The organism is Halomicronema sp. CCY15110 (assembly GCF_016888165.1).
Classification (GTDB): Bacteria; Cyanobacteriota; Cyanobacteriia; order Phormidesmidales; family Phormidesmidaceae; genus Halomicronema.
The window spans coordinates 1-14,896 of sequence record NZ_JACSWC010000203.1 but is presented as its reverse complement, the minus strand read 5'-3'; the positions used below and the strand labels follow the sequence as shown (position 1 = coordinate 14,896).

Here is a 14,896-nt window from a genome sequence, read left to right as displayed (position 1 = left end):
AAGGAAATTAAAGCAGTTTCCGTATAATTTCCTAATCATGAGAAGCTGACGCAGTGGTTTTCTTTATGAGACCTTCACACATACCGAGGACTACTGACTTCCGTGAAAATATTGAATGATACAGGTATTAGTGCCTCAGTATTTTCTACACAACTGTCCCAACTTTGTTCAAGACTTCATGAAGCCAGCAGCCTGGATACAGCCTCAAACTTCGCTCAATTCAGCAGCGGCAATGCGCATTTACTGCCTTATGAGCAGTGAGCCTTGCCTCTTCGGCTCAAGCGCTAAATCACTCGACCTTCAGCAATACCAAAGGCTGCATAGTGATAAAAAGCACTCGGCATACCCCCGTTGGCTACCGCCACCGCCACATCTTGATGAAGTGATAAGTAGGTATCTTGGCTAAAGCCAGCACTGGGATCACGTTTTTCGGTTTGGCCAAAAGCGAGGAAATGCTCCCATCCGGAGCTAACCAGGCCAGCATTTACGACTTGCGCGACATCAGAATTATTTGCCAGGTAGTACTTTTCATCAAATAAGAGGACATCTGAAAAACGTCCTTCAGCTAGACCAAAATTTGCGAAGTGTGTAAATGCGCTAGCGATCGCACCTTGAGCAACAGCATTCTTGACATCTGGGTTGCTCAGCAAATAGTCACTGCTATCAAACGTAGCGGCAGGATCCCGCTCTTCTTCATGACCAAACGAGAGAAAGTGCTGTAACCCACTCGTTAAGGCTCCAGACCCTACCACTGCGGCAACATCGGCATTTTGGGCAAGGTAGAACGCTTCGTCATAAAACTGGAATGGCTCACGACCTTCTGCCAAGCCTGCAACGAGAAAATGTCGATAGCCCGACTTGACCCATCCGGCTTTGACAGCAGCAGCAACATCAGGATTAGTGGCTAAATAATACCCCTCGTCAAAAATGTGCTCAATGTTAATACCATTCACCACGTTACCGAAGGTGTTAACGGGTTGCCCAAATCCGGCTGCGCCGATTTGGGCAGACAGGCTCAATGCGAGAAAGAGACCGCTGCCACTATAACGATTTGCCGAATGTCCTCCAGCCGCGCCCAAGGTCGTGACGCCATTCCAACCAATGGCTGCAGCGCTGGTCGCTCGCGACAGATCCGTGCTAAAAACCACCCGATAGTCAAATGGACTGGTGAAAGCTGGATTTTGGTTGTTGAACCGCTGGCCATTCACATCCAGAGGGGTGAAGAAAGAGTCACCGAAAAAGACGACTTGATTGTCAACGAAATCTAAATCGACAGGCGTCAGGGTATTGGTATTACCGTTGGAAAGTTGGGCGCGGATGAACGTTCCCGCCTCCGATGCCCCTGTCGTGGGGTTGAGCTTGAGCAATACACTCACCTTCGGCCCGCCACCCGAGCCATAGCCCGACAGCCAACCGCCTTGAGTGGCTTGCCCAAAAGTATTGCCGCCCTGGGAGCCGCCATCAGCCGTGAATACCCCGTACAAGTTTTGAGATACCCCGTCCCACAGCAAGCCCACACCCCGACCATCAATCCCAGAGGTGTCGTAGTATTGCGTCCAGTTGCGACTGCCATTGGTGAAACTGGTCACAATGGGGTCTTGATTATTACTCGATGCTTGGAAGGTACCGATGTAAATTGTGGTGCTGCCAAACGTAATGCTAGCGGCACCGCTGGCTTTTAAGCTTGCCTCTGAGGTACTTGGCCCAAACTTGACCGTGTTTTCATTCAGACTAATGAGTTTCATGGTTTTTCCCTGAAGGTGTTTTCAGATAATGAACCGGTGAAACCAGGGCGAAAAAGACGCTGAAACAGTAACCGATAATGGTTGGGATGTGAGAATTTGGCAAGAAATTTAGAGTCCCAAAAGTGCACGCTGAAGGACCCCGAATAGGCTTTTTGCTCAGGGAAAAAATCTTGCTGCGGTCTTGGGGAGCGAAGAAAGAAATGCTAATGCGGATTAAAAACTCAAGCTTGACAGTTTAAGTTTTTAATCAAGCTAAAATCAATTTTTTTGCCCTGAACTCTCGCCAACTCGTTCTCTTCTAGAAAGTCGTACGCTCCTTAAGTTGCGCCGAGGAATTCTAGAAATCCTATAGATCTTCACGGGCTAGTATTGTCTTTTCCGACCCTGACATCACCGTATTTGGTAGATTTGCACCATCAGAGCCTCGAAAAACTCGCTGCGCGATCATGAAATTCTACTAAAGGAAACTAAAGCGGTTTCCGTATAATTTCTTAGTCATTAAGACCTGAACGCAGCGGTTTTCTTTGTATAAACTTTACATATCTTACGGACTAATGGCTTCCGTAAAAACATGCAATCAAGGAAGTATCAATGCTGAATAAGGCGATGAGCCGAAGTCAACTTAGTTCTGATTCACTGGAAGTTTTTCTGAACCGTGATTGACATGCTGATTACTTTGGCTTACCTAAGATTCTTTTCGACACTACTGACTGGACTCCCCCACAAGCGTTATGAAGGAGCGAGTAAATTATTGGTCGCGGTTAAAAAAAGAGAATGATGGCTAAAGGATAGTTGCGATCGCGCGCTAGCCTAACCACCAATTGCTGCACGGGGCTGGTGAGGTGAAACCACACAGACCGACGAATTTGGTCTAGTTGTGAGTGCTGAATGGAGTCGCTCATAGCTATCAACGTGCCCTAGCTGGTAACAACTAGGGCACAACACCGAACTATGGCACATGCCTTGAGGAAATGTGGGCATGAGGTGGGGGCGATCGCCCACCTCAGATCCTATTCAGGAGGCTGAAGGCTGTTCTTCCGAGGAAGTACTCGCCGCCACCTGGACTTCTTCGTCTGGAGGAATGCTGTCGGAATCTTTAAAGACCACGCGCAGTAAGGGCGGTGCCACAAAGGTGGTCAAAATAACCATCACAATAATGGCCGCTTCCAAGGATTCTGAGAGGGCACCACTCGCCGAGCCGACACCCGCAAAGACCAAGCCCACCTCGCCTCGGGGGATCATTCCGACCCCGATCGCCAATCGATTGACGCCTGGTTGACCAAATACGGCAAACCCGGTGACGACTTTGCCGACGATGGCGACTATCACCAAGAAAGAGGCAATGATGAGCCCTTCGCGGTTGGCCGGATCGAGTGGATTCAGCACACTCACATCGGTGCGAGCCCCCACCGTCACAAAAAAGACGGGCACCAACATATCCGCAATAGGAATAATCTGCTCTTCCAATTGCTTATGTTTAGGCGTCTCGGCCAAAATCAGCCCCGCTGCAAAGGCTCCGAGAATCGCCTCTAGCTGAATGGTCGCAGCAATATAAGACAGTGCAAAGGCAAAAACCAGCGAGCTAATAATCAGCTCACCCCGGGTCTCCATTTTGTCCACTAGCCCGACAAAGAGGGGGCTGAGCAAACGACCGACCAAGATGGCTCCAACCAAGAAAACAGCTGCACTGACAATCAAAATCGCCACATTTTTGATTTCAATTTCGCCGGTTTTGGCAAGGCTGGCGACCACTGCCAGCACAATGATGCCGAGCACGTCATCCAAGACGGCAGCACCAATGATAATTTGCCCTTCTTTAGAGCTCAGTTTTTGAATCTCTGCGAGCACTTTGGCAGTAATACCAATACTCGTTGCCGTGAGAGCAGCTCCGGCAAACACCGCTGGCACCGTAGCAATATTGAACAGCGCAATGAGGCCAGCGGTACCTAGCGCGAACGGTACGACCACGCCAATGACAGCGACGATTGCGGCTTGTGGCCCCACCCGGATCAACTCTTTCAAATCCGATTCGAGGCCAATCTCAAATAGCAGGATAATCACTCCCAACTCAGCGAGCACCGAGACCACTTCGCTTTCTCCTCGAAAGACGGAAAGCAACCCTTCTGGCCCGACGCTGCTGGTGCTTTCGACCAGCTGCATGAGTACTGAGCCGGACTCGCCCGCCCCTTCTGGAAAGACGATGAGATGCAAGGCTGACACGCCGACAACGACGCCCCCGAGCAACTCACCCAGCACCGGGGGGAGATTGACCCGGGCACACAATTCGCCACCGATCTTGGCAGCAAGATAAACAGTGATCAGGCTCAGCAACACGCCGGCCAATACTAAAGGTTCAATTTCCGCTTCATTGACTTCGGCCAAAAAGGGCGGCCAAGTTACTGAGAAGGGGGGGATCCCCAGGAAACTGCCGAAGAAATTAAAGCAGGAAAGTGCATCCACCATACGGCTCGAAAAAACACATCTTACCCACCTTACATGAGTTCAGGAATTAGCCAATGTTCAAACCAATCAGATCTGGGGACTTATTTGCGCATGGGGGGTATTTGCCCAAGGCTGCCCGCCACGACAGGGGCGGTTCAAATCGAGGGGAAGGTGCGTCTTGACCAAATGCCCTCGTCAATTGGTATACCGCCGAGGGCGATCACTCTCTCGGCGGCCATCAGGTAAGCCCAAGCGGTGCCCAAGGGGGCTTGGGTTGTGGCGAAAACTGGACGCTGGAGTCGTTGATATAGATTGCTCGTGGCGGGAAGGGTGGGATCGTAGTCTTCGAACTGATCGATGTGGGCGATCGCCGCTTCGTCTCGCAAGGTGAGTAAGGCCCCGGTCACCCAGCGATCGCCCACAGTCATGGCCGGATAGCCCTGCGGCAAGTGAAATAGCTGCCCCTGCATAAGAGCGACCTCGGCCCGCATCACGTGGGGCGCACAATAGTTGGCATAAGCGGACTCATCCGGCTTCAGCGTGCCATAGACGAAGAGTTTGCACATGGAAATACGGCGCTAGATCTGGTCAGAAATGTACGGTAGAACCAGCGTTGGTGAAGCTGTTGCAGAGAGCTTTGGGCTAGGCTGGAGCCAGTTTTTGTGTTTTGCCAGCGATACACACACTATGGTTCGTCCTTTGCGTTTTGCCATCATCAGCGACCCTCACATCGCGTTACCGCACACCATCGCCCACACGCCTCAGCGATTTCATTTGGTGGAAGTCAGCATTCCCGCCATTGAGCAGATTTTGCGATCGCTCGAAACGCAGGCTCTCGACTTTTTGCTGCTGCCGGGGGATCTCACTCAGCATGGCGAGCGCGAAAACCACGAATGGTTGATTAACCGTCTCAAACAGCTGCCCTTTCCGGCCTATGTGGTGCCGGGCAACCACGACATTATTACCCGCGATGGGGACGAGCACACGATTGGGCTGACGGACTTTCCCCAGCTTTATCGCGATTTTGGCTACCGCAGCGATCGCCCCTATTATCATCAAGAAATTCTGCCCAATGTACATTTAATTGGCCTGAACTCGATTGCCTTTGACGAGACAGGGCAACAGCTATTCTCTGGGTTTGTCGATGCGGAGCAACTAGATTGGCTGTCGGCCACGCTGGAACAGTTACGCGGCGATTGGGTGATGGTCGCCATTCACCATAATGTGTTGGAACATTTGCCCGGTCAGGCCCGGCATCCCATGGGGCGGCGCTACATCACGAAAAATCGAAATGAGTTGATCCGGCGTTTACGCGAGGGCCAAGTCAACCTCTTGTTTACCGGGCACCTACATGTGCAAGACATCGCCCAGGAGGGCGACTTGTGGGAAATTACCACGGGGTCGTTGGTCAGCTATCCCCACCCCTATCGGTTGCTGACGCTAACGCCGCAACTGTCTAGTCAGTGGCAGTTGGCCGTCGAGAGTCATCGGGTGCAAGCGGTGCCCGACTGGCCCGATTTACAAGTCACGTCGCGTCAGTGGATGCGCGATCGCTCCCAAAATTTCATGGTGCGCTTTCTCATGAGTCCACCGTTTAATTTGTCGACAGCCAAGGCTGAGTTTTATGCTCCAGACTTAGAGGACTTTTGGGCTGATATCTCTAGCGGTGATGGTCGCTTTGATTACGCTCATTTTCCGGCTGAAATGCAGCCGTTATTCCAAGCCTTTGGGGCCGTCGATGACGCCGGACGATATCGCCCGATCGATAATCACGCGATTTTGGAGTTGAGCCAGCCATAGGCTGCGATCATCATGGGTTCGCATCAGCGGGGCTAGCCGCTGGGGAATCTCAGCGGAACGATCGCTGAATCTGGATCTGATATTTGAGGGTCGACTGTCCGAAATAGCCAGGTTGCAGGGTACCCGTCACCGGGGCCGCATTTTGGGGGTGGACTGCCGCCGCTAGGGCAATGTGGCGATCGCTCACCGCCAGCCCATGGGTGGGGTCAAAACCGCGCCAACCGCCACCGGGCAGGTACACCTCGGGCCAGGCGTGCAGCTCCCGACTTTGCTGCGCTTCATCGCCTTCTTGGTAGCCGCTGACAAAGCGCGCTGCCAACCCGACCGCCTGACAAGCCTCGACAAATAGCACTGCAAAATCCCGGCAGGAACCAGCTTTTTGGCTCATCGTGACCCCCGCTGGCTGCGCATCGCCCTCGGGCCGATGAAAGTATTGGAACTCTTCGTAAATCGCTTGGGTTAACTGCGAGAGAAACTGACCGACATTGCCCTGCACGTCCTGGAGCAAGGTTTGGGCCCAGTCCACCACGGGCGGGCTGAACCGGGTGGATAGTGACGGTTGTAGGTAAGGGGCAAGGTGGGCCGCGATCGCCTGCGGATAGTCAATCGGAGCCGTGATGGCCCAGGGTTCGCTGAGATAGTCGAAGGGGTTATCGCGCACGGTTTCCACTTCGGCTTGGGTGTAGATGCGTAATTCTTTGATTTCCTCATCGGGAAACCACAGCCGCAGACAAGTGTTGCCTTCGATATCTAACAGTTCCGACTTTTTATCCGGCTCGGGAGAAACCACGATCGCAAACCGCTGCAAGTGCTGACTGCCATCGCTGCGCGGTCGCAATCTCACGGTGTGGGCACCCAGTTTGACCGGGTGGGGATAGAGATAGTGGGTCGTGTGAGAAACGTGATAGCGCACAGAGAATACTCAACTAAGAGGTCAGCGGCACCGCCATAAAATCTTCATAGACGTGCTCACCCACGGTATTGAGCCGCGTTTGCAGCTTATCAAGAAACTCGTGCAGCCCGATGTCAAAGACCTCTTCTAGGGTCATGTATTCCAGTTCTGAGCGGAGTCGGCCCAGGGTGCGCTCGCTGTTGTTGCACCAACTGCCCATGGTCGTGCCCGTGATTTGGTGCAGCGATCGCTCGGCCTGCAATAGACAAAAGAGGATCGACCGGGGAAACTCTGAATTTAAAGTCAAGAACTTGGTAATGCCCTCAGGCGACACCCGCCGCTGCCGCTTGCGATACATCTCATAAGCACTGGCCGATTTCAGCAGCGAAATCCATTGCAGCTCATCCAGGGGCGTCCCCACATGCTTAACGGAGGGCAGCAGGATGTAGTATTTCACATCCAAAATGCGCGCCGTCTTGTCAGCCCGTTCGAGTAACCGCCCCAGTCGGCCAAAATTCCACCCTTCGTTATGGGCCATCGTCGCATCGGTCACCCCGGCAAAGAGATGGCTCGACATTTTGACTTCGGGATAAAAGCTGTAGAGCTGTTCCAGCGAGTAGTCGTTCTCTGCGGCTTCTTTCATCCACAAATAAAACGTATTGACCTGCTCCCACATTTCGGACGAAATAATTTCGCGCACGGCCCGCGCATTTTCCCGCGCCGACTGCACACAAGACAAAATCGAGTTGGAATAAGCGCTATCAAAGGTCAAAAACTTTAAGACGTTTTCGGCGCTGGCGTCGCCATACCGCTCTTCAAACAGTTGGCGATCGCCCGTCGTCGTCACCAGGGGTTGCCATTGCTGGGGCATCCCCGCAACGGAGGTATCTAACAGTAAGTTGAGATTTACCTCCACGAATCGCGCGACATTTTCCGCCCGCTCGACATAACGATTGAGCCAGTAAATTGAATCCGCTACTCGGCTTAACATGTGCTCTCCTTGACCACCCAGGTATCTTTGCTGCCGCCCCCTTGGGACGAATTCACGACCAGCGACCCCCGCCGCAGCGCCACGCGGGTCAACCCGCCCGGATTCACGTAAACCTCTTTGCCATACAAAATGAAGGGGCGCAAATCGACGTGGCACCCCTCAAACTGGCCGTCTATCAAGGTGGGCACGCGAGACAGGCTAAGGGTCGGCTGGGCGATGTAGTTGCGCGGATCGGCTTTGATTTTTTCCGCAAAGGCAGCGCGTTCTTCGTCAGTGGAGTGTGGCCCCATCAGCATGCCGTAGCCACCAGACGCATTCGTCGCTTTCACCACCAGTTCGTCGAGGTGAGTGAGGACGTACTCGCGTTGTTTGGCATCTTCACAGAGATAGGTGGGCACGTTTTGCAAAATCTGGTCTTCGTCCAGGTAGTAGCGAATCATTTGCGGCACGTAGGCGTAAATCATCTTGTCGTCCGCGATGCCCGTACCGGGGGCGTTGGCGATCGCCACCCGGCCCTGACGATAGACCTCCATCAAGCCCGACACCCCCAACATGGAATCGGCTCGGAAAGCTTGCGGATCGAGAAAATCATCGTCAATGCGTCGATAAATCACATCCACCCGTCGCAAGCCTTTAGTGGTGCGCATTTGCAGATAGCCATCAGCCACGACTAAATCGCGACCTTCTACCAATTCAATGCCCATCTGCTGCGCGAGAAAGGAATGTTCAAAATAGGCGGAGTTGTAGATGCCGGGTGTCAGCAAGACCACACAGGGGTCGGATACATTTGACGGCGCGAGATTCAGCAAGGCTTCCAGCAGTTGGCTCGCATAGTCATCCACGGGTTGAATGTCGAGCGCATCAAAAAATCTGGGAAACGAGCTTTTCATCACCCGGCGATTTTCTAACACATAGGAAACGCCGGAGGGACAGCGCAGATTGTCTTCCAACACATACCAACTGCCGTCTCGATCTTTGACGAGGTCGGTGCCGGTGATGTGGCACCAAATGCCTTTGGGGGGCTGCAGCCCCTTGCAAGCGGGCAAAAAACCAGGAGCGGTTTCGATCGCTTCTCGCGAGATCACGCCATCGTGAATGATTTTTTGGTCGTTGTAGATGTCATGAATGAAGCAGTTCAACGCGGCAATCCGCTGCTTAAGCCCTTTTTCGAGACCTTCCCATTCGCTATAGGGCACAAACCGGGGAATGACGTCAAAGGGAAAAATCCGCTCGGTGCCTTGGTTATCGTTATAAACGTTGAACGTGACCCCCAACTTAAAGAGCATTTTTTGGGCGGCGTCTTGCCGACGCTGTAGCTCTGCAAACGGCAAGGATTGGATGCGCCTTACCAGTTCAGCAGCAGCCGGACGAGGCGTTCCTGGTGACGCAAACAGCTCATCGTAAAAATCGCCGGGATCATAAGTCTCCAAGCTGGTCATGCATTCCCTCCAAGGCCGTCAAATCACTCATACTGGGTTACCTGACCGATGTACCGTAACAGCAGATACGGTCGGGCAAAGCTTAATGCCAACACAAGCATGACACAAGCCGGTTTAACGCACTTTGCCATAGAGGCAGAATAGGGGACGGTCCCCTGTTGAGGGGACCGTCCCCTGGGGGAATGGGGGCACGCGATCTCCTACGGTTCTGAGATATCACTCAGGTCGGGGCCATCGGGCAAAGCGGAAGAATTCCATTCAATTTCGGGCATACTGGCGGCGGCCTCCCGCAGGGCCACTTCCCAATGTTTGCGCATCTTCAACAGGTAAGGGTCGCCCGCAATGAACCGTGCCTTATGCCCAATCTGGAAGCTGTCGGTGTGGTACATGATCAGGTTGATGGGTGGCCCCACCGACAGATTTGAGCGCATGGTGGAGTCGATTGAGAGTAAGGCATATTTGGCTACATCTTCGATGCTTGATTCGTAGGTGAGGGTGCGATCGAGAATCGGCTTGCCGTATTTGGTTTCGCCAATTTGCAGAAACGGCGTTTCCGGCGTGCTACGAATACAGTTGCCCTGGCTGTAAATCTGATACAGCTGGGGGGCCTCGCCTTTGACTTGTCCGCCCAATAGAAAGCTGCACTGAAAGTCGATTTTGTCTTTTTGCAGCCAGGGGCGATCGATTTCTTGCAGGTTGCGAATGCAGGTGCCGATATACCGGGCGATGTCGTACATCGTGGGCAGGGCGTACAGATTCACCTCGGAGTCGGTAACCAGGTCGCGATCGAGGGTGTGCATCACCGCTTGGGTAATGGAAAGATTGCCGGAAGTGCAGAGCATGAGGGCGCGATCGCCCGGCACCGAAAAGTCGAATAGCTTGCGATAGCGGGAAATGTAATCAACCCCGGCATTGGTGCGTGAGTCGGCGGCAAGCAACACCCCTTGCCGAACGTGAATGCCTAAACAATAAGTCATTGAAAACGGGGAATTAAAAATAGTGGGTGGGCCAGGTAACGGTCGCTTTGACCAACAGTCAGGGTCTGTTTCGCGGGTCGATGCGATCCCTGGCGGTCGCCCCCTGATCGAGGAGGCGATCAACATTTCGGCTCGAAGTCTCGTTTTAAAAGAGAGAGCTCAGGGGGATCGGTAGAAGCGTCGGGCTAAACACAGATGCCTGTAATAACGACTACTTAAAGCAGTTCTCTATTCGTATTAGAGCAATTTTTTTGCCGCGTGAGCGAATTTTCGCAGTATTCTTCACTTCGAGGTCGCCATTCACGTCTCAGGGTCGGGGTCTACCGCCGCGACAAACCGACCCAGTTCTTCACTTTGGTTGCCATAGACCCCGGCAATTTGTTGCTCGCAGCAGTCAATGGCAAACTCATCGAGTTCGGCGGGGTCGATGCCAAACATGCGACTGAAGGTGTCGGGCTGCACGCGGCAAAAGTCGGGGCGGGTCTCATAAATTTTGCAGCGCCGCTGGTCGTGGTCGTAGTTGATGCACCAGCCGTCCTCCCCCACCAGACTGAGATAGTGAGCGAGTTCATCCGGGCTGAGATAGCTGTCGAGGTCGGGGCGATCGCTCGGGTTGAGCTGACAGCAAGCGCCACAGCCTTGAATACATTGCCAATGTGCCATCGGTGCGCAGGTTCCTTCCCTTAGAATTTTGTAAAGTTAGTTAAATGTCTGTTCCCAACACCGGATAAAATAGCGCAGTCGGGCCTGTGGAAGGGCCAATTTGTTGTCTGGGAGGATCCATGGAGTTCATTTCAAATTTGTTCGGTGGCATTAACTTTGAGCTGATTGCACAGCTCACTATGCTAGCCATGATTGTGATTGCTGGGCCAGTCATTGTTTTCCTACTAGCGGCACGGGGCGGCGACCTGTAGGCGACGACAACTTTTTGGTGACCATTTGTCAGTGGAACTCCTTTGGTCGCTTCGAGGTTCGACTGGCTTCACAAGATCAGGAAACGTGATCGCAGCCTTGGGCACGGTCACGTTTTTATTGTGACATTGTCTGCGATCGCGCCCGGCAATTGCCTCCCCTCATCCCGAGGATTTGCGCTCTGAGCAACTGGACCACCGCTAGCCGCTCTAAGATGTGAATACGCTACTGTGAGCCGTTCATGCTTGACCGAATTCGCGCGATCGCCGACCATCTGACCCCCCGTTTGATTGAAATCCGCCGTCACCTCCACAGCCATCCTGAGCTGAGCGGTCAAGAATATCAAACCGCCGCCTATGTGGCTGGGGTGCTGTCTTCCTGCGGGTTGAAAGCGCAAGAATTAGTGGGAAAAACGGGCGTCATTGCCGAGCTGCCTGGGACGGGCGAACGGGCCGATTTTTTAGCCTTGCGCATCGATATGGATGCCCTGCCCATTTTAGAAAAGGCACCCCTAGAGTTTGCCTCGCAAAAGCCCGGCGTTATGCACGCTTGCGGTCACGATATTCACACCACGGTCGGTTTGGGGGTGGCCATGGTGTTGGCCGAACTGGGAGTCCCGCTGCCAGGGCCACTGCGATTCATTTTTCAACCAGCGGAAGAAACAGCCCAGGGCGCTCGCTGGATGGTGGCGGATGATGTGATGGCGGGGGTCGCGGCGATTTTTGGCGTCCATGTTTATCCCTCCGTCATGGGGGGAGACATTGGCATTCGGTATGGGGCGCTTACCGCCGCTGCCGACGACCTGGAAATCAATATTGTCGGGGAGTCGGGGCATGGCGCGCGGCCCCACGAGGCGATCGACGCCATTTGGATTGCCGCCCAGGTGATCACGACGTTACAGCAGGCCATCAGCCGCACCCACAATCCTTTGCGTCCAGTTGTGCTGACCATTGGCCAGATTCAAGGGGGGCGGGCACCGAATGTCATTGCGGATCATGTGCGGATGACGGGCACGGTGCGATCGCTGCATCCCGATACGCGCCGCGAGCTGCCCGGTTGGATTGACGATGTGGTCGCTGGGGTCTGTCAACCCTTTGGGGCGAAATATGAGGTCAGCTATCGGCCCGGCGTGCCTGGTGTCATGAATGACCCGGCCTTGACGCAGCTGCTGGAACAGTGCGCCCGAGGCGTTTGTGGTGATGACCATGTGCAGGTAATTGGTGAACCCTCGTTAGGGGCCGAAGACTTTTCGGTTTATCTGGAACATGCCCCCGGCACGATGTTTCGTTTGGGCATCGGTACGCCAGGCACGCCGAACCATCCTTTACATCACCCCAAGTTTGAGGCCAACGAGGTGGCGATCGCGACCGGGGTGACCACTCTGGCTTATGCGATCGTGCGATATTGGGAAACGTTCCAAGTTTCCTTGCCCGAGCAGGGGCAGACGGCCCATGACTCGAAAGCGGCCTAATTATCCTAAGACTGGCAATGGCGAGCTTCGGCTGGCCCCCCCGCGCACGACTCTCCCCAGGTAAAAGTTGTTCGGGAGAACAGATCATTACAATGAAGCGCATACCAGTTCATTTCTATAAGGCGAAGGGTACCCCTGGTTGCTGATTATTAGTTGACGACTGATTGCTGCTTTCATTCGAGGATTCGTTATGGCTGATGCCAATCTCTCCCCAAGCCCAGAGACGCGGTCTCAGGAATTGCTTGAGCGTATTGTCAAGATGACGATGAAAGGGCAAATTCGCTCTAAGGCACAGGTTTTAAAGCTGCTGCAAACAGATATTGAGCCGGGGGAAGGCGAGGTGTTTGAGCAAGTTTTGACGGCGGAAGTGGCTGCCGTGGCCGCGATTTTAGAGAGCGAAACCGATGAGCTGAAACAGGCGAAAGCCACCCGTCGCCAGCGGGCTCTCACCACCTTGCAAAGTGAGTTTGAGCATTGGCAAAAGGACAATCAAAGCACGGCAGCCTTGTCTAGTGCGATCGCCACCCTGATCCGCACCACCGACCAAGATCGACTCAATGCTCTGCTGCAAGCGATCGATCCCAATCAGCCCCATCACCTCAGCCGTGACGAAATCAAAACCCTGGCCCAGCAGCTCCGACAACTGGAAACCGAACCGACGGCCGAACCGACGCTCCAAGAGTTGTCCACCGGATTACTCCAGGGACTCAACACCTGGCAACAGCTCGAAGGCCACACCGTTAGTTGGATTTATGACCAGAGCCAGCAGTCGATCGGCTTTGGCAATGACACTCCCCAAGGCCCCTGGCCCTACTGGGCGAAGCAGGTGGAAACCACCAGCATTCAGCGCATCTTGACTGACCTGGCGGAACATCAGGCGGTGACGGCGCAGGGGTTGCCCATTCCCCTCGAAGTCAGAACTTGGGTGGAAATGGCGATCGCCCTCCAACGGCTCCAGCTCTCCCTCGTGACCTGGTTTGACCAGCAGCCCTACGACCCTAAAGCGGGTAAACGCTTGTCGATCGCCACCTTCCTCACCTTTGCCGTGGTGTGGAGTCAGCTCTCGCGGCGGCTGAGCGAGTTGCGGCAACCGTTACTCGCTGAAGGCTGCTTTCAGATGGCGCTGCAAGTCTTGCGACAGTTTTCTCAACAAGACTACTTTCCCTTATATGGCGGTCTCTTCACTGCTCTCTCTGGCGAACCGCTGCGGACGCTGCTGGACTATCTCGATCAACCGCTGCGGGAAGTGCCCAATACCGCCACTAAGGCCCGCATCTTGACGCTGCTGGGCTACTCTCAACGGGCCTTGGGCCGCTATGACCTGGCGCAACAGTTCCACGAACGGGCGATTGAGAGTGCGCGTGAAGTGAAAGATCAGCGCTGCGAAATTGCCAACCTCAACCATCTCAGCCGCACCTGTGTGATGCAGCAGGATTTTGCGGGGGCGATCGCCCACAGTCAGCGAGCGTTGATCTTGGCGCGGCAGGCGGGCGATCGTGTCGGTGAAGCGAATGCCCTGGCTAACTTTGGCTACAGCGAAATCTCCCGCGCTCAAGAACAAGCCGTCGAGCCGGAGCAGATCGAGTCAGTGCTGACGTATTTAGAACAGGGGTTACAGCTTAGCGAGCAAGTGCAAGACCGCCCCAGCGAAGCGCTTTGTGCCAATAGTCTCGGCGTGGCCCAAGTGATGCTGCGACATTATGACCAGGCGGTGGGCGCGTTAGAAAAGGGGCTGCACATTTCCCAAGCGATCGGCGATGTCTTTTTGCAGGGAGTGAACTACAGCTATCTGGCGATCGCCTACCAAAACCTCGAAAACACCAAAATGTCGGTGTTCTGCGCGGCGCTGAGTATGTATCTGCTGTGGCAAATCAACTCTGAGCAGTGGCATCAGCCCGCCGGTACGCTGAGCATCCTCTACGGTCAACTGGGGCCAGAGGCCTTTCAATCTGCGCTGGAAGCCTATCGTCCGGCCTTCCTGAAGCAAATTGGCGTCGATGGCTACGACTACTTGCCCAAACTGCTGGCCGAATACCGCGAGTCGTTGGGCTAGGCGGGTTGAAGCTACTTGAATAAAGACTAAAGTGCCATAGACATTATGAAACTCTGTTCTCTTTATCGGGTATCAAGGAGCGTCTGGATGTAGGTTCTCCTCACTGGTGCAGAAAAGTTTTGGGAGCAAAGTATCGGTAGTCTCATCGTGAGAAAGTCGTCACTTTCGAGAACT

13 protein-coding genes are annotated in these 14,896 nt (G+C 54.0%); 4 read left to right on the top strand and 9 right to left on the bottom strand.

The genetic code is table 11. The annotated features are described in order from the left end of the window. Positions 1 to 284: 284 nt before the first annotated feature. From JUK32_RS06520 to JUK32_RS06505, 4 genes are all read right to left on the bottom strand, one after another. Positions 285 to 1,745, bottom strand: a complete 1,461-nt coding sequence (locus tag JUK32_RS06520) for a hypothetical protein (RefSeq protein WP_204138042.1) — start codon at positions 1,743 to 1,745, stop codon at positions 285 to 287. A gap of 761 nt (positions 1,746 to 2,506) precedes the next feature. Further along, positions 2,507 to 2,647, bottom strand: coding sequence for a hypothetical protein (locus JUK32_RS06515; protein ID WP_204138041.1), 141 nt, complete (start codon positions 2,645 to 2,647; stop codon positions 2,507 to 2,509). Between the two features lie 112 nt (positions 2,648 to 2,759). Next, a complete protein-coding gene (locus JUK32_RS06510) occupies positions 2,760 to 4,208 on the bottom strand; it encodes a cation:proton antiporter (protein ID WP_204138040.1) in 1,449 nt (482 codons plus the stop codon). Positions 4,209 to 4,342: 134 nt separating this feature from the next. Continuing rightward, positions 4,343 to 4,753 (bottom strand): gamma-glutamylcyclotransferase, encoded by a 411-nt coding sequence (locus JUK32_RS06505; protein ID WP_204138039.1) that lies wholly within the window; start codon positions 4,751 to 4,753, stop codon positions 4,343 to 4,345. Between the two features lie 121 nt (positions 4,754 to 4,874). On the opposite strand from JUK32_RS06505, the gene JUK32_RS06500 reads away from it, so the two are divergent. Continuing rightward, positions 4,875 to 5,987 (top strand): metallophosphoesterase, encoded by a 1,113-nt coding sequence (locus JUK32_RS06500; protein WP_204138038.1) that lies wholly within the window; start codon positions 4,875 to 4,877, stop codon positions 5,985 to 5,987. Between the two features lie 49 nt (positions 5,988 to 6,036). Here the strand turns inward: JUK32_RS06500 and JUK32_RS28435 are convergent, their stop codons facing one another. From JUK32_RS28435 to JUK32_RS06475, 5 genes are all read right to left on the bottom strand, one after another. After that, positions 6,037 to 6,900, bottom strand: a complete 864-nt coding sequence (locus JUK32_RS28435) for a transglutaminase family protein (RefSeq protein WP_204138037.1) — start codon at positions 6,898 to 6,900, stop codon at positions 6,037 to 6,039. A gap of 13 nt (positions 6,901 to 6,913) precedes the next feature. Beyond that, entirely contained in the window at positions 6,914 to 7,870 is a 957-nt protein-coding gene (locus tag JUK32_RS06490; RefSeq protein WP_204138036.1) for an alpha-E domain-containing protein, read from the bottom strand. Beyond that, complete coding sequence (locus JUK32_RS06485; protein ID WP_204138035.1) at positions 7,864 to 9,309, bottom strand: circularly permuted type 2 ATP-grasp protein; 1,446 nt, start codon at positions 9,307 to 9,309, stop codon at positions 7,864 to 7,866. Before JUK32_RS06485 ends, JUK32_RS06490 begins: the two co-directional genes overlap by 7 nt. 200 nt (positions 9,310 to 9,509) lie before the next feature. Further along, positions 9,510 to 10,286 carry a proteasome-type protease gene (locus JUK32_RS06480; RefSeq protein WP_204138034.1) on the bottom strand — a complete coding sequence of 259 codons (777 nt, stop codon included), beginning with the start codon at positions 10,284 to 10,286 and terminating at the stop codon, positions 9,510 to 9,512. Positions 10,287 to 10,586: 300 nt separating this feature from the next. Further along, complete coding sequence (locus tag JUK32_RS06475; RefSeq protein ID WP_204138033.1) at positions 10,587 to 10,949, bottom strand: YkgJ family cysteine cluster protein; 363 nt, start codon at positions 10,947 to 10,949, stop codon at positions 10,587 to 10,589. Positions 10,950 to 11,068: 119 nt separating this feature from the next. On the opposite strand from JUK32_RS06475, the gene psb30 reads away from it, so the two are divergent. The 3 genes from psb30 to JUK32_RS06460 all read left to right on the top strand — a co-directional run bounded on the left by psb30 (position 11,069) and on the right by JUK32_RS06460 (position 14,722). Beyond that, positions 11,069 to 11,200, top strand: a complete 132-nt coding sequence (gene psb30, locus JUK32_RS06470; RefSeq protein ID WP_204138032.1) for a photosystem II reaction center protein Ycf12/Psb30 — start codon at positions 11,069 to 11,071, stop codon at positions 11,198 to 11,200. A 239-nt stretch (positions 11,201 to 11,439) separates the two neighbouring features. Then, positions 11,440 to 12,669 (top strand): M20 family metallopeptidase, encoded by a 1,230-nt coding sequence (locus JUK32_RS06465; protein ID WP_204138031.1) that lies wholly within the window; start codon positions 11,440 to 11,442, stop codon positions 12,667 to 12,669. A 190-nt stretch (positions 12,670 to 12,859) separates the two neighbouring features. Beyond that, positions 12,860 to 14,722 carry a tetratricopeptide repeat protein gene (locus tag JUK32_RS06460; protein WP_204138030.1) on the top strand — a complete coding sequence of 621 codons (1,863 nt, stop codon included), beginning with the start codon at positions 12,860 to 12,862 and terminating at the stop codon, positions 14,720 to 14,722. The last annotated feature ends 174 nt before the right edge of the window (positions 14,723 to 14,896 follow it).